Consider the following 20495-nt stretch of genomic DNA (forward strand, 5'->3'; position numbering starts at 1 on the left):
GCGAAAGGTGCGCGGCGGAGTCAGGCCGCCGGCGCGAGGCTCGTGGTGAGCGGCTCGCCCGAGGACCGGCTGGCGAAGCAGTAGAAGTACCGGTCGCCGGCATCCCACTGTTCGGCGGTCACCGGGTAGCTGCCCTGCAGCTGCACGTCCGAGTACTCTCCGGCGGCGGCGAAGTCGATGGTGCCGGGAGCCGAGCAGAGCACGTTGATCTGCTGCGCGAAGGCCTCTTCGCCCGGGAACGTCGAGCCGCTCTCGCCCTCCAGGATGCCCCGGTAGACCAGCTGCGCTGTGTGCGGGGTGGCACAGTCAACCACGGTGAATTCTTCGTCCCACGGTGACGTGTAGGGCTCGAGGCACTCGGAGCCGAACATGGTGTCCCAGGCGTGCACGCCGGCCGCCTGCGGCGCGGTGGGCGGCGGGGTCGGGGTGGGCGTCGGCGTGGGCGTGGCACTGGCGGGGGCCGACGTCGATGCGGTGGGAGCGGCCACGGGCGTGCCGCCCAGGGCCTGGCCCAGGAAGAAGAGCCCGATGATCACGAGCACGGCGAGAACGGCGCCGCCGGCCCAGAACAGGGTGCGGGTGGACGGTCGCCGGGGCGGCCCGCCGGCGGCAGCGCGACGATCGGCGCGATCGGCGTCGTGCGGAGCGGGAACCGAAGCCGCGGCCGTCACGGACGGTGCGGCGGCAGCGGCGAGGACCGACTCGGGCAGGGCCGCGGGCACCGGCGAACGCCGTGTCGACGGGGCGGCCGTGGCGCCGGGAGCCGCGCGGTGCGAGGGCGCCAGCGGCGCCGCGGTGGGTGCGCCGAAGGGCGGCTGCACGCCGGTGTCGAGCGGGCTCGGCGGCGTGCGGTGGCGACGCGCCTCCTGCTCTTCATCCGTGGGGACAAGGCGGGACTGGGCGGGCGTGGTCCACCACGGTGCAGGTTCGACGTCGGCGGCACGCCGCGGTTCCGCGGGGGCCTTGGTGAGAGCCTCCGAGGCCGCGGAGGCGGCGGAGGCCGAAGGAACCGCGGGCACGGGGCGGGCCGGGGTGACACCCAGCGGCGGGGCCTCGGCCGGAGTCGGCGCGGCCTCGGGAGCTGGCGGGGTCGCGGTCGGTGCGGCGGCAGCCGGTGCCGGCGGGGTGGCGCGCGGGGCGGCAGGCTCAGGAATCACGGGGGCCGCGGGCACGATGGGGGGAATCGCTGCAGTGGCAGGAACGGGCGCGGCGACCGGGGCCGGTGCGGCGGGCGGAGCGGCTGCGGCAGGAGCCACAGCAGGAGAAGAAGAAGCGGCAGCAGCAGCGTCGGCGGGCGGAGTGGGGCGCCTCGACGCGGGAACGGCCGGGTCGGGCTCGATCTTGGGCCTGAGGCCCCAGCGAAAGCCACCGGGAGCAGGCTCGGCGGTCTGGGCCGCGCCGTCTGCGGGCTCATCGTCGAGCTCGGTTTCGGCCAGGGACGCGGCGGCGCGGTCAGCGGCAGCTTTCTCGGCGGCCGCTCGGTCGGCGGCGGCACTCTCCGCAGCGGCACGGTCAGCGGCAGCGCGGTCAGCGGCGGCACGGTCAGCGGCAGCGCGGTCAGCGGCGGCGCGGTCAGCGGCAGCCCTATCGGCAGCAGCACGGTCAGCGGCAGCGCGGTCAGCAGCAGCACGGTCAGCGGCAGCCCGATCGGCAGCAGCACGGTCCGCAGCCGCTCGATCGGCGGCGGCTCTCTCGGCGGCAGCGCGCTCGGCGCGGGTCACGTACTCGTCGGCAGGAGCCGCGGAGACAGCACCAGAAGGCTCGGCGGGCGGAATCGGCAGGGCGACGGTCGGAGCCGAGTCGGGTTGGGCATCCGGTGCAGGGCGGTCAGCAGTGCGGTTAGCGGTCCGGTCGGCGTCGCGGTCGGCCGTGTCGCCATCCGCGGCCCCACCGGCTTCGCTGTCGGACGCCTCGGAGCCGGCGTCGGAATCATCGGTGCCGTCATCGGCGCCCAACTGCGCCTCGAGCCAGTCGATGCCGAGGTCGTTCTCGTCGTTTCCGCCCTGCTGATCCGGCATCAGCTCAGTCCCAGGTCCTCGAGTCCGATGGCCGCGTAGTACGGGTAGCCGGCAGCTTCGATGACTTCGCGGGCTCCCGTGCTGCGGTCCACGACCACGGCGACGCCGGCGATGATGGCACCCACCTTGAGCAGGGCTTCGATGGCTGCGAGAGGCGATCCGCCCGTCGTCGACGTGTCTTCGAGAACGATGACGCGCTTGCCGGCGAGATCGGGGCCCTCGACCTGACGGCCGCGGCCGTGGTCCTTGGGCTCCTTGCGAACGACGAACGCGTCGTAGGCGAGGCCGCGAGCGGCGCCCTGGTGCAGGATGGCGGTGGCGACGGGGTCAGCCCCCATGGTCATCCCGCCGACGGCGACGACATCGGGGATGTCCTGGATGAGGTCGAGCATGACCTGGCCGATCAGGGGGGCCACCCGGTGATCCAGGCTGACCTTGCGGAGGTCCACGTAGTACGTGGCCTTCTTGCCGCTGGTGAGGGTGAAATCACCGTGGAAGACGGCGTCGGCCGAGATGTAGTCGATGAGTTGCTTGCGGGTATCCATCACAGAGCTACTTTAGGCCAACACCCGCCGTGAGTCCCGCGCACGATGCAGGCGCGCACGGGACCGCACAGTCTAGAAGCTGCGAACGAGCTTCTTCTCCGGCACGCGGCCGTAGCCATCCTTGTTGACGGCGACAACGGTGCCGACGATGGAGCCAGCGGCCACAAGGGAGATGAGGATCATGAAAACGAACACGGTCGTGCCTTTCGAAGGAAGTGGATGGCCGCGTTATTGCGGGCGCGTGCCCGGTAACCGACACCTTTATAAGACCACCAACAACCTTTCAGCACAATCGCACAGTTCTGCACTGACTATGTAGGCTGGCTACATGGATGTGCAACGTCTGGAATTGCTCCGAGAACTGGCCGAACGCGGCAGCGTGACGGCCGTGGCACGGGCCACCCATCGCACGCCGTCGGCGGTCTCGCAGCAGCTGAAAGTGCTCGAACGGGAGGCCGGCCTGCCGCTCACCGAGCGCAGCGGGCGCGGTCTGGTTCTCACGGACGCCGGTCGTGCTCTGGCCTCCAGCGCCACGGATATCGCGGTAGCCCTCGAACGCGCGACGGCCGTGTGGGACACCTTCCGCAACGGCGCCACGGGCGACGTCAGCCTGGTCACCTTCCCCACGGCCGGGCAGATGCTGCTGCCGGGCGTGCTGCAGGATCTCGACGCGATCGACGGCCTTGCCGTGCACTGCACCGACATGGACCCGGAGCTCAGCGACTTTCCCGCACTCACCTCCGACTACGACATCGTGCTCGCGCACAGCATGCGCGGGCAGCTCGGCTGGGGCGGGCGCGGGCTCACCTCGGTGCCGCTGATGACCGAGCCTCTCGATGTGGGACTGCCGGCCGACCACCGCCTGGCCGGGCGGGCGTCGCTCGGTGCGAGCGACGTGGTCGGCGAGACCTGGATCGGCGTGCCGGGCGGGTTCCCGTTCGAACGCATCCTGCACGACATCGAGCAGCAGACCGGCGGCCGCGCCCGGGTGACCCAGCGCTTCGCCGACATGCGCCTGATCGAGTCGTTCATCATGGCCGGCCTCGGCATCGCCCTGGTGCCGCGCTACACCTCGGGCGGCAACCAGCCCGGCCGCATGGTGCTCAAGCCGTTGCGCGGGCTTGACGCCGAGCGTCAGATCGTGGCGCTGATGCGGCCCGACCGCGCGGAACGGCTGGCCGTGCGCACCGTCATCGGTGCTCTGCGCAAGCGAGCGGCCCAGGTGCAGGCCGAGCACGCGGCGGCGGCCGGCTAGCTCGCTGCACCTTTCCACCCCCGGTTGGCGCTGACCTGCCGATTAGGCTGGGTGGATGGCTGACATCGAGTGGACCCTGCGTTGGGAAGCCGATCTGTCGGCCGACGACCACGCCGCCCTGGCAATGCTGTTCGCGCGGTACTTCCCCAGAGACCACGCCACCTTCACCGGCACCCGCAGCTGGATGGGGGCCCGCCCGGAGGCCCGCGTGATCGGCTACGACGGCGACCGTCCGGTGGCCCACATCGGCTTCGTGCGCCGGATGCTGCGCCTCGAGTCCGGCGGGTCACAGCTCGTCGGCGACGTGGGGCTGGTCGGCGTCGATCCCGACTATCAGGGCGAGGGGCTCGGCCGCCGGCTGCTCGCCGAGGCGACCTCGGCCCTCGACGGCCAAGCGTTGCCGTTCGGGTTCCTCACTTGTGCCCCCGACCTCGTGCCGTTCTACTCCACCGGCGGCTGGCGGCAAGCCGTAGGGCTGACGACTCGAATGATCGACACCCGGATGCAACCGGAGACATTCACCGGCCCCGCGATGGTGCTTCCCGTGCGGGCGGCGTTCGCCGACTGGCCGACCGGGCAGACGATCATCCGGGACGGCCTCGAGGTCTGAAGCGTCCGGCGCCGAGTCGCCGCAAACGCCCCCTCCGGGAGCGCCGGAGGGGCACTTCGCAGCAAGTCGGCGCGGCATCCGTTTTCGAGTCGACGCAAATGACCCCTTCGGGGCTCCCCAGAGGGCGCTTTGGCGCGTGTCGGCGAGACCGCGGTCAGGCTCTACCGTGCGAGACCCGGGTGCGGCGCGACAGGGAGTCGACGATGACCGCGAGCAACAGCACGGCGCCGGTGATCATGTAGCGGATCGAGGAGTCCAGGTTGAGCAGGGTGAGCCCGCTGGAGATCGACTGGATGACCAGGATCCCCAAGAGGGCGGAGAACGCACTGCCCCGGCCGCCGAAGAGGCTGGCCCCGCCGATCACCGCCGCGGCGATGGCGTTGAGGTTGGTGTCGCCGCCGCCGGAGCCCTGGTTGGCCGCCGCCAGGCGCCCGGCGGCGAGCAGGCCGCCGAGGGCCGCGAAGGTGGAGCAGAGCATGAACACGCTCAGGTACACACCGGTGACGTTGATGCCCGACCGCCGGGCGGCTTCGACGTTGCCGCCGACCGCGTACACCGAACGGCCCCACTTGGTGCGGGTGAGGAAGAAGTTCATCACGACGACGAGCACCAGGAAGAGCAAGAACATGGCGCCGACCCCGCGGGTCTGGTTGAGATACCAGGTGGGCACCCCGAGCACCAGGAGCAGGAACACGCTCCGCACCGCGATGGAGGTGGCGGGCACGGCGGAGAGCCCTGCCGCGGCACGACGGTTGGCGGTGACGAAAAGCTGCGCCGCGTAGGCGAGCGCCGTGAGCACCACAAGCACATAGGACAGCCAGTCGGGCAGGAAAGACTGCTGGGCGAACTGCACGATCCAGGAGTCGAACGGGATGTTGATCGAGCCCGTCGAGCCGAGCACCCACAGTTGCAGACCCAGGAAACCGAGCAGCCCGGCGAGGGTGATGACGAAGCTCGGCACGCCGAACCGGGTGTATAGGAAGCCATAGAGCAGCCCGATGACCACACCGGTCAGCAGCGACGCCAACAGGGACACCGGCAGCGGCCAGCCGAGGTTGACGAAACTCACGGCGAGGATGGCGGCGGACAGGCCGCTGACCGATCCGACCGACAGGTCGATCTCGCCGAGGAGCAGCACCAGGACGATGCCGATGGAGATGGTGCCCACCGCCGCGCACTGCAGGGTGAGGTTGACCAGGTTGGTGCTGGAGAGGAAGTTGGGGTTGAGCAGCGAGAACGCCACCCAGATCACAATGAGGCCGATCACCACGGGTAGCGAGCCGATGTCGCCGGAGCGCACCCGCTTGCCGAAGGCCCGCAGGGTGCCGCCCAGGCCATGTGGCTGGATCAGTCGTTCGTCCTGCAGGTCGGCGGCCACGGCGGCCAGCCGCACGGTCTCGGTGGGCGGAGCCGTGTCTTCCGGGCCGGCCGGCGGCGGGGCCGAAGTTGGTGTCGTCATGGCCGTTCCTCCTCGGGGAGTTCGGTGTCGGTTTCGGTCCCCGCCGCGGCCACGGCAGCGGCGTCGGCAGAATCCACCCGCGCCTGGGCCCGCCTGGTGACGGCATTGTCGGTGGCGCCGGTGATCGCGGCAATGATGTCTTCGTAGGTGACGTCGGCCACCCTGAACTCGCCGTTGTTGCGGCCGAGGCGCAGCACCACGATGCGGTCGGCGACGGCCTGAACATCCGCCATGTTGTGGCTGATCAGGACCACGGCCAAGCCCCGTTCGCGGAGGCGTTCGATGAGGTTGAGCACCTCGGCGGTCTGGGCCACGCCCAAGGCCGCTGTGGGTTCGTCGAGGATGACGATGCGCGGATCGCCGATGAGCGACCGGGCGATGGCCACGGTCTGCCGCTGGCCGCCGGAGAGCGAGGCAACGGGGATGCGCACCGAGGGGATGCGGGCGGAGAGTTGACGGAGCAGGCCCCAGGAACGTTTCTCCATCTCGACCTCGTTGATGGTGCCGCGTCCCAGCTCGTGGCCGAGGAAGAGATTGGCGACAACGTCGAGGTTGTCGCAGAGCGCCAGGTCCTGGTAGACCGTGGCGATGCCCAGGTTGTTGGAGTCCGCCGGGTTGTTGATCGAGACGGTCTTGCCGCCGTGGCTGATGGTGCCGCCGTCTTGCGGGTGCACTCCGGCGAGGATCTTGATCAGGGTGGACTTGCCTGCACCGTTGTCACCGACGAGGGCGACCACCTCGCCCGCGTAGATGTCGAGGTCGATGTCGGTGAGCGCCTGCACGGCGCCGAAGTTCTTGTCGATCCCCCGCAGCGACAGGACAAGGTCGTCGGCGGGGGCCGCAGGGCTGGAAAGCACAGACATTGTGATTCCTCTGGGTTGGGAGGGGAGCCGGCCGGGACCCGAATCGTGGGTGCGGTATCCCGGCCGGCCGTTTCGATGCTGTTGAGTTGTGCGGTGGCTGCGCGCGGCTACTGGAGTCCGGCCGCTGCGCACGCGTCGGCGTACTCAGCCGTGCAGATCTCGTCGACGGTGTAGAAACCGTCATCGATCACGGTCTCCTGAATGTTGTCGACGGTGACGACCACCGGGGTCAGCAGCGTGGATGGGATGTCCTGGAAGGTCGTGTCCGGGCTCGGGGTGTCGCCCTGCGCCAACTGGTGGGCAACCTCGGCCGCCTTCTCGGCCTCGAGCTTGATGGCCTTGTAGACGGTCATGAACTGGTCACCGGCGACGATGCGCTGGATGGCAGCGAGCTCAGCGTCCTGCCCGGTCACGGGCGGGATCGGCTCGGTTCCGGCAGCCTTCACTGCGGCGATCGCACCGCCGGCCGTGCCGTCATTCGCCGCGTAGATACCCGACATCTCGGCGCCGAACTGGGTGATCTGGCCGGCCGCCCACTCCTGGGCCTTGTCCGGGCTCCAGTCCGGCGTGTCGTACTCCGCCAGGATCGGGATGCCGCTCGGATCGATCACTGAGTGCGCGCCCTTCTTGAACTCGGCCGCGTTGGCGTCGGTCGGCGATCCGTTGATCATGATCAGGCCGGACGTCGTGTTGTCCTGCTTGAGCCTGTCGACGAGCGCGGTGCCCTGCAGCACGCCCACCTGTTCGTTGTCGAACGAGATGTAGTAGTCGACCTTGTCGCTCTTGATGAGCCGGTCGTAGGAGATCACCGGGACGTCCTGTGCCGCAGCGGATTCGGCGATGCTCGCCGCTGCCGCCCCGTCAACCGGGTCGAGGACGAGGACCTTGACGCCCTCGGTCAACGCTGACTCCGCCTGCTGCTGCTGCTTGGCGGCATCCTGGTCGGCGTTGGCGTAGATCACCTCGTAGTTTCCGAGTGAGGTCAGCTTGTCTTCGAACAAGGGCCGGTCGAAGCTCTCGTAGCGGGTGGTCTTGGATTCAGGGAGGAGCAGGCCGATCTTGATCGTCTCGCCGGAGCTGCCCCCGTCGGAGCTGGAGGAGCTGGATCCGTTGGACGTGCATGCGGTCAAAACGCCCGTGGTTGCGATCACTGTGATCGCCAGGAGCGCGAACCTCTTCCTGGGTTTTCTCATGATATGCCTCCTACTGTGACCACCCTCGTTGGCGGTGTAACGAGCATGGCCCCGGTCCCAAATGCCGTCAAGGCTTGAACTCAAGAGGCCAGGCCGCCCCTGTCCACGGTGATTTCAGCGGTTTCCCCAGGCCCGAACGGGCCGATTCCGGGCAGGATGTCGGGGGTCGGGCCCGCCGGCAGGGTGCGGCGCAGCTCCCCCGGCCGGCCGGCCGTGATCTCCGCCCGGTCGATGGCGAACAGCACCGCGCCGAGCACCTCTGCGCGCTCCCCCAACTCGCCCTTGACCACCTCGGGCACGCCAGCCTGGGTGGCAAGGGTGGAGCGCTCCAACGCGTGCCGCAATGGGCTGAGGAGCAGTTCGCCGGCTTCGGCCAGCTCGCCGCCCACCACGATGCGGTGCGGGTCGACGAGGTTGCTCAGGCCCGCCAGCGCGATGCCAAGGTGCCGGCCCGCGTCGGCGATCACCCGTCGGGCGCGGGCCTCGCCGGCCTCGGCGCGCAGCAGGATGTCGCGCAATCTCACCTCGCCGTGCGCGGCCGGAAACCGGGCCGCGAGCGCGGATGCCCCCACCAGGGTCTCCAGGCAGCCGCGGTTGCCGCAGCGGCACACGAGCCCCTGCTCGTCGAGGGTGAGATGCCCGATCTCACCGGCCTTGCCGCTGCCGCCGCGGTACACCCGGCCGTCCACGATCAGCCCCGCTCCGACGCCGTGCGAGACGCGCAGATAGGCAGCCTGGCGGATGCCCCGCGCCGCTCCCATGCGGTACTCGCCGAGGGCGCCGAGGTTGGCTTCGTTGTCGACGAAGACCGGCCGGTGCAGCCGGGCCTCCAGCTCCTGCGCGACGGGAACACCGTCCCAGCCGCGGAGGAGCCCACGGGTGGCGATGATGCCGGTGCGCGGATCCACCGGCGCTGCCAGGCCCACTCCCACCGCGAGCACCTCGGTCAGCCCCGCGCCCACCGACTCGGCCATGTCCTGGATGAGCAGCATCACCCGGTCGAGTTCGCTGTCGGCGCGGTGGTCGCGGGCGAGCGGTAGCATCCGTTCGGCCAGCACCTGGTGCCCGGCGTCGGCCAGGGCCACCCGCAGCTGCCGGTTCGACACGTGCAGCCCCACCACCAGGCCCAGTTCACGGGCAAGCGTGACCCGCACCGCCCGGCGGCCGCTGCGTGAGGTGGGTGCGGTCTGCAGTACCCCGGCGGCGGCCTGCTCCTTGACGATGTTGGAGACCGTAGCCGGCGACAGCCCGGTCACGGCGGCCAGTTCGACCTGGGTGAGAGCGCCGTGGTGAGTGATCGCGTCGACGATGCGCGCGCGATTGGCCTCTCGCAGGGATGACTGCGACCCGGGATTGCCGCGGCTGCTCACAGGACACACGATACAACTGCCCCACCCGTCACATCCGGTTTCGCCCAGAACGGGGGTTCGCCCCCCCTCCGCAGGGTCACACCAGCGGTGCGGGTCTTGCTCCCAGATGAAGGACTGCGGCTGCCGCGACCACGGCCAGGAGGCCGCTGCCGAGCAGCGCGAACATCAGCCCCGGCGTCGCATACTCCAGCACGTTCAGCGCGATGAAGGCCGCGGCCACGAGCAGCACGAACACCAGCAGGCAACCCACGATGGCGCGCAGCCAGCCCCGGAGCGCCCGCTCGAGCCGCTGGCCCCTGGCGAGCGCCACCAGTCTCAGGCCGATGACGGCGATGGCCTCCCAGCAGGCGATGGCGAGCACGCCCCAGATCACTCCGGGCAGCGCGATCGGCGTCACAACGGGGAAGGTGGCGACCACCGTGGCCACGGCAGCCGGCAGCACCCACACTTGCACCAACACGGCCACACCGAGAACGGCGATGAGCAGCACCGTCAGCGCGGACCACATTCCTGAACGCATCCTGCCCCCCGGCACTCGTCTGGTTGTGACACTAGCCCAGCTGCGTGCCGCTCCCACCCTGTTTCTGTGAACTCGCTGGATCACGACCGGAAGTTCCACAGGTTCCGTGACAAATCGTCGATTCGACACCTCTTAGGGATATGGCGATCCGATCGCCCCGGCCGAGCCATTCCGGCCAGCCGGAACTCAACAAGATTTGAGGACACACCATGGCTAACGAAGACGTCCGCCCCACCGCCCCCACCGTTGCGAGCCCCGCCGGCGCGCGCGTGGATCGGCCGGAGTCCCGCACCGCGGCCTCCGTGAGCGGCGAAGCCCACGGCAAGAACACCATCTCCGACAACGTCGTGTCCAAGGTCGCCGGCATCGCTGCCCGTGAGGTCCCCGGCGTATTCGCGCTGGGCGGCGGAGCGTCCCGTGCCCTTGGCGCCATCCGCGGTGCGGTCGGCCAGGACGACCTGAGCCAGGGCATCAAGGTTGAAGTGGGCGAGACCCAGGCCGCCGTCGACATCACCATCGTGGTGGAGTACCCCGCGCCGATCCAGCAGGTGGCCGACGCCGTGCGCACCCAGGTCACCAACGCCATCACCAACCTGGTGGGCCTGGACGTCGTCGAGGTCAACGTGGCTGTCAACGACGTCCACCTGCCCACCGACGACCAGGACGAACAGGCTGAGGCTCGCGTCTCATGAGTGCATCAGTCACCGGCATCGCCGTCGGCGCCGTTCTCGCGTTCGCGATCCTCGTCTTCGGCTTCTGGGGATTCCTTCTCGTGGCCGTGTTCATGGCCATCGGCCTCCTGATCGGGCGGATCCTCGACGGAAAGCTCGACCCGCGCGGGCTCGCGAACGCGCTGAGTGGAAAACGAACCTCCTGATGTCCACGGTTACGGACGACCCCGCCGGCCGCGAGTCAACCCTCGCGGCCGACGGGGCAGGCTATCCCGGCCACATCACCGTGCGACAGCGAGCACTCACGACCGTGGCCAGAGCGGTGACGGCCGAGTCCCTCGGTGTCGATCCCGGTCAGGTATCGGTCACGCTGCGTGACGACTCAGGCCTCCTCGGCCTCGACGTCGTCACCCCGATCAGCATTCCCGACCTCGACACCGTGGGCGCCGGGTACGCGGGAACGACGCTGCTGCAACGGATCAGCGACGCACAAACCGTCATCCGATCGGGCACGACACGCATCACCGGGAATCAGGTCGGGCGGGTGGACATCCGCGTTCGCGGTGCCCACATAGAACAGGAACGAAGGGTGCCCAGATGAGCGCTCCATATGCTCGCATCGTGCGTCGCGAGACACACTCACCCCGCACGGCTACAACTATTCTGCTGGCGGTGCTGATCATCCTGGCATGTGCCTATGCCGGCACCGAGTTGATTCTGCGCATGCTGGGGCAACCGGCCCTTCTGGTGTCCCCAGCGGATGCATGGACCTGGTTGGCGACGTTGCCCACGTTGGAACCGCTGGCTGCCATCTCGGCCGGCGGCGCTCTCGTGGCGGTGGTCGGCCTCCTCCTGATTCTGCATGCCATCCGCTCGGGCAGGTTGGCCCGCCATGAGATGGTCCTCGGCGACCGAGCGGTGATCGTCGACAACGGGGTTCTCGCTTCGGCTATCGCCCGCCGCGTCGAGACCGTCGCTCGAGTGCCGCAGGGGCAGGCGGCGGTGTCGGTCTCGCACCGGCGCGCCATCGTGGAGGTCACCCCTACCTCGGGCATCCCGGTCGACGAGGAATCCGTGCGCCGGGCCGTCGCGGAAGAAATCGCCTCCTATGACGTGCGCCCGGCCCTGCGCCACACCGTGCACATCAAACAGACTGGAGCGATCGGCTCATGAACGACACCAACAGAGCCCTGAACCGGGTGTTCATCTTCGTGGTCGGCTTGATCCTGCTCGGCGTCGGCGCCGCCGTCGCAGCCCTACCGTTCTGGGACTGGTGGGCATCCCGCTGGCAAGAGTTCGGTAGGAGCGCCAACACGGTGCTGACCGACGCATTCGCCGCCAGCACCGTGCCGGGCACCGATTTCAGTTGGTGGCTGGTCGCGGCCGTCGCAGTCCTTCTCCTCGTCGTGATCGTCATGATCATGATCATCGCCAGTGTCGGCGGGGGCGGCAGCCGGGAGATCTATCGGCGACCGATCAGCAAGCAGGATGGCAGCTCTGACAACGTGCTGGTGGACACCTCGTTCGCCGCCGAAGCGCTCACACACTCCCTCGACAAGCGACCCGACCTGGTCGGCAGCACCGTCGGAGCCTTCATCGTGAAGCGCCAACCGGTGCTGCACGTCGGCGTCACCCCCCGGCAGGGCGCGTCGCCCCGGCTGATCGCTGAGCAGACCGGCATCCTGCTCGACAACCTCGCCCAGGTCGTGGGCGACGCCCCCGCCACGTGCCTGACCATCCATTCGGGCCTGCGTGCGAAGCTCGGCCACGACCAGCGCGTGCGCTGAGCGGTTCGATCCGGATGCGCGGACCTGCCTGATGACCCGCTGGACTCGGTCCCTCGGCCGTTCGCGGCCGCGGGGCGTGTGGTTCGCACTCGGCGCGGGAGTGCTGGGCTGCGTGCTTCTCTTCGGGCTCGTGCTCTTGCCACTCTTGGGGTTGATCGGCAGCAGCGCCGGGACGGCCTGGCTCGTGCCCGTCCCGTTCGGAATGATCGCCCTGGTGTGCACCGTCGGCTTCGCTCACCCTGGGCCTGCTCGCACTCATCACCCGGGTGCGCAGCGTGCCGCTTGCCTGGGTGCTCACAAGCGCGGCGCTGTTCTGCGTGCTGCTGACCAGCCTCTACCCGGCCGTGGCCGTGGCCCAGGCCGGGGTGGAGCAGGGCAGTCAGGTCATCCCGTGGATTCTGGGCTGGATCGACCGTGCCACCGGGGTCCTTTCCTAAGGGCCAGAAGCGTCGCTGGGTCGCGCGGCCCTCAGCGACCACTCCCGTGCACGACACGGCTGGCCTACCAGGCAACCGGCCCCTGATCGTCGGTGAAGGTCCCGGTGGGGCCGCCTGCCTCGATCGTGGCCATTCGCACCGCCGAAGCGGCACCCTCTGCGGGGGTTCGGATACCGCGATGGTTGTTCAGGTCGGTGGCAACGAAGCCGGGGCAGACGGCGTTGACCAGGATCCCCTCACTGACCAGGTCCCTGGCGTACATCATGGTCACCGCGGTCAGCGCGGTCTTGGACGGGACGTAGCCCAGCGCGATGGGATCGGTGTTGGCGAAGTCGGAGATCGATGCCAATGAGCCTGCGCTGCTGGACACATTGACGATTCGGGGAGTCGTCGAGAGCCGCAGCAAGGGCAGGAAGGCGCTCGTGACGGTGATGACCCCGAAGACGTTGGTCTCGAATACCGAGCGGACGTGGTTCACGTCGGCGAAGCGCGGCACCTGCCCGGCGAAGTCGGCCCCGGGCTGGTGGCTGATTCCGGCGTTGTTGACCAGAGCGTCCAGGCGACCGAACTTTCCGCGGATCGTCGCCGCCGCGGCCGCGACTGTTGCCGGGTCCGTGACGTCGAGGGCCACGGCCGTGACGTCTCCTCCGGTCAACCGCAGTTGTGCTGCGGTCGCTTCTCCGCGGTCCAGGCTGCGGGCGCCGATCACCACGGTGTGGCCGAGCGCGGCCAGTTGGGCGGTGATTTCGCGACCGATGCCTTTGTTGCCACCGGTGACCAGAACGATCATGGGGTTGTTCATGGGAACTCCTTTTTCGAGCCGTGAGTGGTCACGGCGGTGCTGTCACACCAGCATGCAAGCAGAAGTCCGGATTTTGAATCATGTTCCGTACTTTTTTTGTGTCGTATAGTACGGACATGGCAACGGATCGACTGTCCGAGGTTCTGGACCTCATCGAGGTACGAAGCGTGGTCTCCGGCGGCTCAGCGGTGCGCGGGCGCTGGCGGACGCACAGCTCCATCAGCGATGACCTGAAATTCATCGCGGTGGTCCGCGGCAGCGCATCATTGACCACCAACGGCGCCGACAGGGCAGAGCTCGTCGCCGGGGATGTCGCGATCCTGAACGGCCGCTCGTGGCTCACCCTGGAGGGAGGCGACAGAGAAGGCGAACCCGTCACAGTACTGCCACCATCCGCGGGCTCGACCATCAGCGATGCCGACGCCGCCGCAGACGACGTCGATATCCTCATCGGGGGCCGGGTCGAGCTGAACCCCACGGGCAAGGATCTGCTGCTGCGCGCACTCCCTGCCGTCGCCCACGTCGGGGCGACCAGCGCGGTGGGTGCGCACCTGCGCGGCCACGTGCAGCGCCTCTTCTCGGAAATCGTGGCCGGCAGGGTCGGCGCCGATTTCGCCATCCGCCAGTACGGACAGCTGCTGGTCCTCGATGTCGTGCGCGGCTTCATGCAAAACGCCGACATGCCCGCGGGGTGGCTGAAGGTACTCACCGATGAACGGCTCCGGCCTGCCCTGGACATGATCCATGAGCAACCGGCGCGGAGTTGGGGTCTTGAGGACCTCGCCCGCGCGTCATCGATGTCGCGCACCACGTTCGCAGAGCGCTTCCGGGCCGCGGCCGGCACCCCACCCCTGGCGTATCTCATCAGCTGGCGGATGCTCCTGGCCCAACGAGAGCTCCGCTCGGGAGACACCCGCGTGGGCGCACTCGCGCGCGAGCTCGGCTACTCCTCGGAGAGCGCCTTCAGCACAGCTTTCAAGCGGCATGTCGGCGAGGCTCCGCTGGCGTACCGCACCCGGATGAGCGCGGCCTCGGCACAACGGAAGGCCTGAGCGTCGAGTCCGAGGGGATGTTCCTGCGGATCTTCCAGAGCCTGCGCGACCAGAGGCTCATTCCGTAGCGAAGGCGGTGCGCCGACCGTAAAACGTCAGCAGGAGCGCTGCCGCCCCGAAGACGATCATCACGATCGGCAGGACCAGACCGTCCAGCACGGTCAGGAGACCCGCGCCGAGGATCCCGGCGACGAAGATCGCCACGTTGAACGCGACGGGCAGGAACGAGTTCGCGACATCCGACTCGTCGCCGCCGGCCCGGGTCAGGAAGGACTGAAGCTGCGCGGACGCGCCGCCGAAGGTGGCGCCCCACACGATGGTGGCGCCGATGATGGCCGGGGTCGACGTGTGGAAGACGAGAAGGATGACTGCCGCGGTCACGAACAGCATCAGGCTGCCGTGCAGCAGCGCCCGCGGGAAGCGGTCGAGAAGGGCTCCGGTGAGGACGATGCCCCCGATCGAGGCGATCCCGAAGAACAGGAGCTGGACATCGACGGTCAAGCTGCTGCCGGTGGTGCGCAGGTACGGCGAGATGTACGTGTAGATGGTGTTGTGGGCGAGCATCCACGCGAAGATGACGGCGAGGATGACGGCGATGCCCGGCAGGCGCAGCACCCGGAGCACCGGGAGCCGGGTACGGCCCGTCTGGCCGGGGGCGTTCGGGGCGACAAGTGCCAGGAGCGTGCCGGCGACGAGTGCCACCATGGTGAGGCCGGCGAAGGCCCATCGCCAATCGAACGTCGTACCGAGCCACGACCCGAGAGGCGTGCCCAACGCGAAGCCGATGGGTGCCCCGGTCGACACGATCGCCAACGCCAGACCACCCCTGCGGGGCGGGCTGATCTTGAGTCCGTAGGCGGCGAGCATTCCCCAAAGGACCCCGGAGAAGGAGCCGGCGACGAAACGGGAGAGCAGCGCAAGGCCGACGTCTGTGGACATCGCGGTGACGCTGTTGGCGAGGATGAGCCCGGCGAGCGCGCTGAGAAGCAGGGGCTTCCGGCGCATCCGTCGGGTCAGGCTGATCGCGGGGATGGTGACGATCACGGTGCCCAGGGCGTAGGCGCTGACGAGGAGCCCGACGGCCCCCTCGCTGGTGTTCAGGCCGGCCGCGATGACGGGCAGCAGTCCGGCCGGCATCGTCTCCATGGCCACGAGCACGAACCCGATCGTCGCGAGGCCGATGAGGGTGACGAGTGGGAGCCGCTGCACGGTCTGGCGGCCGGCCGGTCCGACGGCAGGGATGGTGCTGATCACGGTGCTCCTTGGGCGGTGGGGGCTGGGGTACTGCTCCAGTCAAGGCGCCCGGCCCGTGGGGAGGGAGTCACTGTCGAAGGGTGTACCGAGAGAGCACCCCACTCGGCCCGGAAGGGACGTAACGTCGATGGCATGGACAATCAACCCGAGGTGCGCGAGTTCCTGATGTCACGGCGCGCGAAGCTCACCCCCGAGCTGGTCGGGCTCAGCTCCGGCCCCAACCGGCGCGTGGCTGGACTCCGCCGCAGCGAGGTGGCCACGCTGGCCGGTGTCAGCGTCGAGTACTACGCCAAGCTCGAGCGCGGCGCCATCGCCGGCGCATCCTCGTCGGTGCTTGACGCCATCGCCCGCGCGCTGCAGCTCGACGACACCGAACGGACCCACCTGTTCGACCTGGCCCGCGCGGCCGACGGCATCCCCCTCTCCGGACGCCCGCGCCGCCGCACGGCCAAGAGCGCCGTGACCCGGCCGAGCCTGCAGTGGGCGCTCGACACCCTCACCGGGGCCATCGCGGTGGTCCTGGACCAGCACCAGAACATCCTGGCGACCAACGAACTCGGCCGCGCGTTCTACTCCCCCGTCATCGGCGACGGCGGACGCGTTCCGAACCTCGCCCGGTTCCAGTTCCTGGACCCGGCCTCCCGCGACTTCTACCCAGACTGGGACCGCTTCGCCGGGATGTGTGTTGCGATCATGCGCACCCGGGCCGGACGCGACCCCAACGACAAGGGACTGCAGGACCTTGTCGGCGAGCTGTCCACTCGCAGCGATACCTTCCGGCAGCTGTGGGGCGCACACGATGTGCGCACCCACGGTGCCGGCACCAAACGCTTCAACCATCCCGTCGTCGGCGAGCTCACCCTCGCCTACGAAGAACTCGCGATCACCGCGGACCCCGGACTCGGCATGCTGATCTACACCGCCGAGCCCGGCTCCCCCAGCGCCGAACGACTGCAGCTTCTGGCCAGCTGGGCCGCCAGCAGCGCCGTCGTCGAGTCGTAGAACCGGCAGCAGTCAGGGCCGCAGGAGCGCCTCCACCTGGTCGACGACCAGATCTGGGCGGGTGATGAACGGATGGTGGCCCGTCGGGATCTCGACGGAGCGGGTGGCGCGAGCCGCATGGAAGCGCTGCAACTCGACCGAGGTGCTGCGGTCCTGTCCGCAGACGAGGTAGGTCGAGTCGATCCCCTCCCAGCCTGCAACGGTGGTCGGCGTCATGAACGCACCGACGGCCTGCGCCGTCAGCCGCTGCCATGCCTGCTGCTGGATTTCGGCATCCGCATCCTGCAGGAACCGGGCGCCGAAGGAGCTCACGTCGTAACCCGTCAGGCTCAGGGTTCCGTCGTCGTGGGCTCCGATCGACACCGGGTCGCTCTCGCCGCTCAGGATCGCGCCCTGGGACTGACCGACCTCGGGGAGATAGGAGGACACGTAGAGCAGGTGCGCGACAGCCGGATGCCGGCCGGCCTCGGCGATGACGGTGCCCCCGTAGGAGTGTCCCACCACGATCGCCTCGTCCACATCGTCCAATTCACGACGCAACGCGGCAGCATCGGCGATCAAGCCACCCGCGACCTGCTCCGGCGTGGTCTCGCCGCACGACGGCAGCGCCAGCGCGCGGCTGCGGATGCCGGTGCGTTCCCGCAGCAGGTCGGCGCTCTGCTGCCACCACCACTGCCCGTCGCTCACTAGAGCGCCGTGGACGAAGATCAGTTCCATGTCTGTTCCTTCCAGTTGGGTGGCGCAGAGGTGGGGTCAGAGCGTGTCGACAGCCGCCCGTTCGACGGCGAGGCCCGCGGCGTACCGGTCGAGGTAGCTGGTGAAGCCGGCGACGTCGGCCGGGTCGGGGGCGACGGTGGCGAATTCCTGCCCGGCGAAGACCCGCTCACGCAGGTAACCGTCGAGGCCGAGGTCGACACCGGATGCCACGGCGGCCGTGTACGACGCCAGGACCGCGATGCCCCAGGCTCCGCCCTCCGACGCCGTCTCGGCGACGGAGACCGGGGCATCCAGGGAGCCGGCGAGGAAACGCTGCGCGACACCGGCCGTGCGGAACAGCCCGCCGTGTGCGAACATCGCGTCGAGCTGGACGCCCTCCTGGGCGAGCACCCGCATGCCGAGGGCGAGCGTGCCGAACACGCCGTAGAGCTGGGCGCGCATGAAGTTGGCCAGGGTGAGCCGGCTGTCGGGGGTGCGCACGAAGAGCGGCCGCCCCTCGGTGAGGCCGGCGATGGGCTCACCGGCCAGGTGGTTGTAGGCCAGCAGCCCGCCCGCATCCGCGTCGCCCAGCAGCGCCTCGCGGAACAGGGTGTCGAACACCGCGTCGTTGTCGACGGGGTTGCCTCCGGCCGCGGCAAAGCGGCCGAACATGCCGGCCCAGGCAGCGAGCTCGCTCGCACCGTTGTTGCAGTGCACCATGGCGACGAGATCGCCGGCCGGGGTGGTGACGAGGTCGAGTTCATGGTGCACCTGGGTGAGCGGGCGCTCGAGCACGACCATCGCGAAGATGCTGGTGCCGGCGCTGACGTTGCCGGTGCGCGGGGCCACTGAGCAGGTGGCCACCATGCCGGTGCCGGCGTCGCCCTCCGGCGGGCAGAGTACGGCGCCGGGGCGCAGCGCACCCGTGGGGTCGAGGAGGGCTGCTCCCGCGGCCGTGAGCTCGCCGGCCGGCTTGCCGGCCACGAGCACCGTCGGCAGCAGCGCGGCCAGGTTGAGCTCGGGCGCGGACTCGGCGACTAGACCGCCGTAGCGGGCGAGGAGTTCGGCGTCGTAGTCGCCGGTGGCGGAGTCGATGGGGAACATGCCCGACGCGTCGCCGACGCCGAGGACCTTGCGGCCGGTGAGGCGCCAGTGCACGTAGCCGGCGAGGGTCGTGATGAAGTCGAGCTGGGCCACGTGGGGCTCGTGGTCGACGACGGCCTGGTGCAGGTGGGCGATCGACCAGCGCAGCGGGATGTTCACGCCGAACAGTTCGGTCAGCTCGGCCGCAGCGGGGCCGGTGGTGGTGTTGCGCCAAGTGCGGAACGGCACCAGCTGGTCGCCGGCGGCGTCGAACGCGAGGTAGCCGTGCATCATCGCCGAGACGCCGATCGCGCCGTAACCCTCGGGCCGGATGCCGAACTTCTCATCGATGTCGGCGATGAGCGCGGCGTGTGCGGCCTGGATGCCCGACCAGACGTCTTCGAGGGAGTAGGTCCAGACCCGGTCGACGAACTTGTTCTCCCACTCGTGGCTGCCGACGGCAAGGACCTCGGACAGGTCCTCGCCGATCAGGCAGGCCTTAATGCGGGTCGACCCCAGCTCGATTCCCAGCGACGTTCGTCCGCTGAGGATGGAGTTGCGGGCGGACTCATGTGCATCATTGCTCGTCATACCTCGATTATGGCGGTATCTGAGCGGCCGTATTCTCGCCTCTGGAGACCCCGAATGGGGCTACGCCGGACTGACGGCCTTCTGCAGCAATTCGACCAGTCGTTTTTGGTCGGCGGCGGTGAGCTTGACGACCGCGAACGACGTCGGCCAGAAGTCACCGTCGTCGAGAGTGGCGTCCGGCTGGAAACCGATGGTGGCATAGCGGACCTTGAACTTGGCGGCGCTCTGGAAGAACACCACGACCTTTCCCTCCGCGTTGGCGTAGGCAGGCATCCCGTACCAGGTCTTGGCGCCCAGGTCGGTGTTCTCCTTCACTAGCCGGTGCAGAATCTGGGCCAGTTCCTTGTCGGTGCCCGACATCTCCTCGATCGCCGTGAGGCACGCGGCCTCCAGGTCGGCGCCCAGTTTTGCAGCCTTGGCTTCGGCCGCCGCCGCGCGCATCGCGGCCTTCTCCTCTTTGCTGAACGTTGTGCTCATGGTCTGTTCCTTACTGGTCCCGGATGAGTCTCTGGCCACCACTGTAGGAGCAACCCGGGCAGCGCGCTTCTCGGATCCTGCTCCGCTCGCGCGCGGATCCGGCTCAGGGCCCGCCGAGCCAGCTGTCGATCCGGTGGTGATCGGGGGTGAATCCGTGATTGACACCCCAGAGCACGGCCTGGGTGCGACTCTCGGCCCCGATCTTGCCGTAAACGCTGCGGATGTAGGACTTGACGGTGTTGGGACTGAGGTAGGTGAGCGCCGCCACTTCGGCGTTGCTCTTGCCCTGGGTGATCAGGGCCAGAATCTCGGACTCGCGGTCCGTGATGCCCTCGCGCCGGCCGGGCCAGTCCAGGCCGGGGGCGCTGCCCGCCCGCTTCGGCGGATCACTCACGACGATCTCGCCGGCATGCACTGACTCAAGCGCCGCCACGAGATCGCGGGCGGGAAGTGTCTTCGACAGGTAGCCGCTGACGCCCCGCTCCAACGCATCCGCGATGAGTGCGGGCTGGAAGTTCCACGTGTACATGACGACACGACCGGCGCGGGGGTTCCGCACGAGCTCGGCGAGCTCTGAGAGATCGGACTCGGGTTGCGCGAACGAGTCATACATGACGATGTCGGTTCGGTCGGACAGACCTGTGTTCGCGTCGATCTCGGCGACCAGCACACGATCCCGGTAGTGGTCGAACATGTGCGCCAGGCCCTTCAGCACGATGTCGTAGTCGTCGACCAGCGAGACGGTCAGGGGCTGGGTCGAAGACATAGTAGGACGCTACTGCGTCGGCCGGCCGAACGGCTACACCCCTA

24 protein-coding genes are annotated in these 20495 nt (G+C 69.0%); 10 read left to right on the forward strand and 14 right to left on the reverse strand.

All coding sequences use genetic code 11. The features are described from left to right. Positions 1-20: 20 nt before the first annotated feature. The 3 genes from PA27867_RS21120 to PA27867_RS21300 form a co-directional block, all read right to left on the reverse strand. Positions 21-2018: a septum formation family protein gene (locus tag PA27867_RS21120; RefSeq protein WP_066598156.1), complete on the reverse strand. Its 1998-nt coding sequence runs from the start codon at positions 2016-2018 to the stop codon at positions 21-23. Continuing rightward, positions 2018-2563, reverse strand: coding sequence for an orotate phosphoribosyltransferase (gene pyrE / locus PA27867_RS16425; RefSeq protein WP_066598157.1), 546 nt, complete (start codon positions 2561-2563; stop codon positions 2018-2020). Before pyrE ends, PA27867_RS21120 begins: the two co-directional genes overlap by 1 nt. A 72-nt stretch (positions 2564-2635) precedes the next feature. Continuing rightward, positions 2636-2758, reverse strand: coding sequence for a hypothetical protein (locus PA27867_RS21300; RefSeq protein WP_255579372.1), 123 nt, complete (start codon positions 2756-2758; stop codon positions 2636-2638). Between the two features lie 133 nt (positions 2759-2891). Between PA27867_RS21300 and PA27867_RS16430 the strand changes: the two genes are divergently transcribed. Then, a complete protein-coding gene (locus PA27867_RS16430; protein WP_066598158.1) occupies positions 2892-3818 on the forward strand; it encodes a LysR family transcriptional regulator in 927 nt (308 codons plus the stop codon). A gap of 55 nt (positions 3819-3873) precedes the next feature. Further along, a complete protein-coding gene (locus PA27867_RS16435; protein ID WP_066598159.1) occupies positions 3874-4428 on the forward strand; it encodes a GNAT family N-acetyltransferase in 555 nt (184 codons plus the stop codon). Positions 4429-4582: 154 nt separating this feature from the next. On the opposite strand, the gene PA27867_RS16440 is transcribed toward PA27867_RS16435, so the two are convergent. The 5 genes from PA27867_RS16440 to PA27867_RS16460 all read right to left on the reverse strand — a co-directional run bounded on the left by PA27867_RS16440 (position 4583) and on the right by PA27867_RS16460 (position 9821). After that, complete coding sequence (locus PA27867_RS16440; RefSeq protein WP_084021250.1) at positions 4583-5887, reverse strand: sugar ABC transporter permease; 1305 nt, start codon at positions 5885-5887, stop codon at positions 4583-4585. Next, on the reverse strand, positions 5884-6750 hold the full coding sequence (locus PA27867_RS16445; RefSeq protein WP_084021251.1) for an ATP-binding cassette domain-containing protein: 867 nt from the start codon (positions 6748-6750) through the stop codon (positions 5884-5886). The genes PA27867_RS16440 and PA27867_RS16445 overlap by 4 nt, the downstream gene beginning before the upstream one ends. A 107-nt stretch (positions 6751-6857) precedes the next feature. Beyond that, positions 6858-7943 (reverse strand): sugar ABC transporter substrate-binding protein, encoded by a 1086-nt coding sequence (locus PA27867_RS16450; protein ID WP_066598160.1) that lies wholly within the window; start codon positions 7941-7943, stop codon positions 6858-6860. Positions 7944-8023: 80 nt separating this feature from the next. Further along, entirely contained in the window at positions 8024-9313 is a 1290-nt protein-coding gene (locus PA27867_RS16455; protein ID WP_066598161.1) for an ROK family transcriptional regulator, read from the reverse strand. Between the two features lie 76 nt (positions 9314-9389). Continuing rightward, positions 9390-9821, reverse strand: coding sequence for a DUF2975 domain-containing protein (locus PA27867_RS16460; protein WP_236900747.1), 432 nt, complete (start codon positions 9819-9821; stop codon positions 9390-9392). Positions 9822-10042: 221 nt separating this feature from the next. Here PA27867_RS16460 and PA27867_RS16465 point away from each other — a divergent pair, with 221 nt between their 5' ends. From PA27867_RS16465 to PA27867_RS20805, 6 genes are all read left to right on the forward strand, one after another. After that, positions 10043-10525, forward strand: coding sequence for an Asp23/Gls24 family envelope stress response protein (locus PA27867_RS16465; RefSeq protein ID WP_066598163.1), 483 nt, complete (start codon positions 10043-10045; stop codon positions 10523-10525). Further along, on the forward strand, positions 10522-10710 hold the full coding sequence (locus PA27867_RS16470) for a DUF2273 domain-containing protein (RefSeq protein WP_066598164.1): 189 nt from the start codon (positions 10522-10524) through the stop codon (positions 10708-10710). Before PA27867_RS16465 ends, PA27867_RS16470 begins: the two co-directional genes overlap by 4 nt. Next, positions 10710-11105: a hypothetical protein gene (locus PA27867_RS16475; protein ID WP_066598165.1), complete on the forward strand. Its 396-nt coding sequence runs from the start codon at positions 10710-10712 to the stop codon at positions 11103-11105. The genes PA27867_RS16470 and PA27867_RS16475 overlap by 1 nt, the downstream gene beginning before the upstream one ends. After that, on the forward strand, positions 11102-11677 hold the full coding sequence (locus PA27867_RS16480; RefSeq protein WP_066598166.1) for a hypothetical protein: 576 nt from the start codon (positions 11102-11104) through the stop codon (positions 11675-11677). The genes PA27867_RS16475 and PA27867_RS16480 overlap by 4 nt, the downstream gene beginning before the upstream one ends. After that, the gene (locus tag PA27867_RS16485) at positions 11674-12291 is read left to right on the forward strand and encodes a hypothetical protein (RefSeq protein ID WP_066598167.1); all 618 of its coding nucleotides are present in this window, start codon (positions 11674-11676) and stop codon (positions 12289-12291) included. Before PA27867_RS16480 ends, PA27867_RS16485 begins: the two co-directional genes overlap by 4 nt. Before the next feature lie 275 nt (positions 12292-12566). Next, positions 12567-12728 carry a hypothetical protein gene (locus PA27867_RS20805; RefSeq protein WP_157109269.1) on the forward strand — a complete coding sequence of 54 codons (162 nt, stop codon included), beginning with the start codon at positions 12567-12569 and terminating at the stop codon, positions 12726-12728. 64 nt (positions 12729-12792) lie between these two features. On the opposite strand, the gene PA27867_RS16490 is transcribed toward PA27867_RS20805, so the two are convergent. Beyond that, a complete protein-coding gene (locus tag PA27867_RS16490) occupies positions 12793-13530 on the reverse strand; it encodes an SDR family NAD(P)-dependent oxidoreductase (RefSeq protein ID WP_066598168.1) in 738 nt (245 codons plus the stop codon). A 116-nt stretch (positions 13531-13646) separates the two neighbouring features. Here PA27867_RS16490 and PA27867_RS16495 point away from each other — a divergent pair, with 116 nt between their 5' ends. After that, the gene (locus PA27867_RS16495; protein WP_066598169.1) at positions 13647-14582 is read left to right on the forward strand and encodes an AraC family transcriptional regulator; all 936 of its coding nucleotides are present in this window, start codon (positions 13647-13649) and stop codon (positions 14580-14582) included. Between the two features lie 57 nt (positions 14583-14639). Here PA27867_RS16495 and PA27867_RS16500 read toward each other — a convergent pair whose 3' ends face one another. Next, positions 14640-15836: an MFS transporter gene (locus PA27867_RS16500; protein WP_066598170.1), complete on the reverse strand. Its 1197-nt coding sequence runs from the start codon at positions 15834-15836 to the stop codon at positions 14640-14642. Between the two features lie 132 nt (positions 15837-15968). Between PA27867_RS16500 and PA27867_RS16505 the strand changes: the two genes are divergently transcribed. Then, a complete protein-coding gene (locus PA27867_RS16505; protein WP_066598171.1) occupies positions 15969-16838 on the forward strand; it encodes a helix-turn-helix transcriptional regulator in 870 nt (289 codons plus the stop codon). Positions 16839-16850: 12 nt separating this feature from the next. Here PA27867_RS16505 and PA27867_RS16510 read toward each other — a convergent pair whose 3' ends face one another. The 4 genes from PA27867_RS16510 to PA27867_RS16525 form a co-directional block, all read right to left on the reverse strand. Beyond that, on the reverse strand, positions 16851-17555 hold the full coding sequence (locus PA27867_RS16510) for an alpha/beta hydrolase (RefSeq protein ID WP_066598172.1): 705 nt from the start codon (positions 17553-17555) through the stop codon (positions 16851-16853). Positions 17556-17591: 36 nt separating this feature from the next. After that, positions 17592-19208 (reverse strand): xylulokinase, encoded by a 1617-nt coding sequence (locus tag PA27867_RS16515; protein WP_066598173.1) that lies wholly within the window; start codon positions 19206-19208, stop codon positions 17592-17594. Between the two features lie 60 nt (positions 19209-19268). Then, positions 19269-19685 carry a hypothetical protein gene (locus PA27867_RS16520; RefSeq protein ID WP_066598174.1) on the reverse strand — a complete coding sequence of 139 codons (417 nt, stop codon included), beginning with the start codon at positions 19683-19685 and terminating at the stop codon, positions 19269-19271. A 103-nt stretch (positions 19686-19788) separates the two neighbouring features. Continuing rightward, complete coding sequence (locus PA27867_RS16525) at positions 19789-20451, reverse strand: LuxR C-terminal-related transcriptional regulator (protein WP_066598175.1); 663 nt, start codon at positions 20449-20451, stop codon at positions 19789-19791. Positions 20452-20495: the final 44 nt, after the last annotated feature.

The organism is Cryobacterium arcticum, assembly GCF_001679725.1.
Lineage (GTDB): Bacteria > Actinomycetota > Actinomycetes > Actinomycetales > Microbacteriaceae > Cryobacterium > Cryobacterium arcticum_A.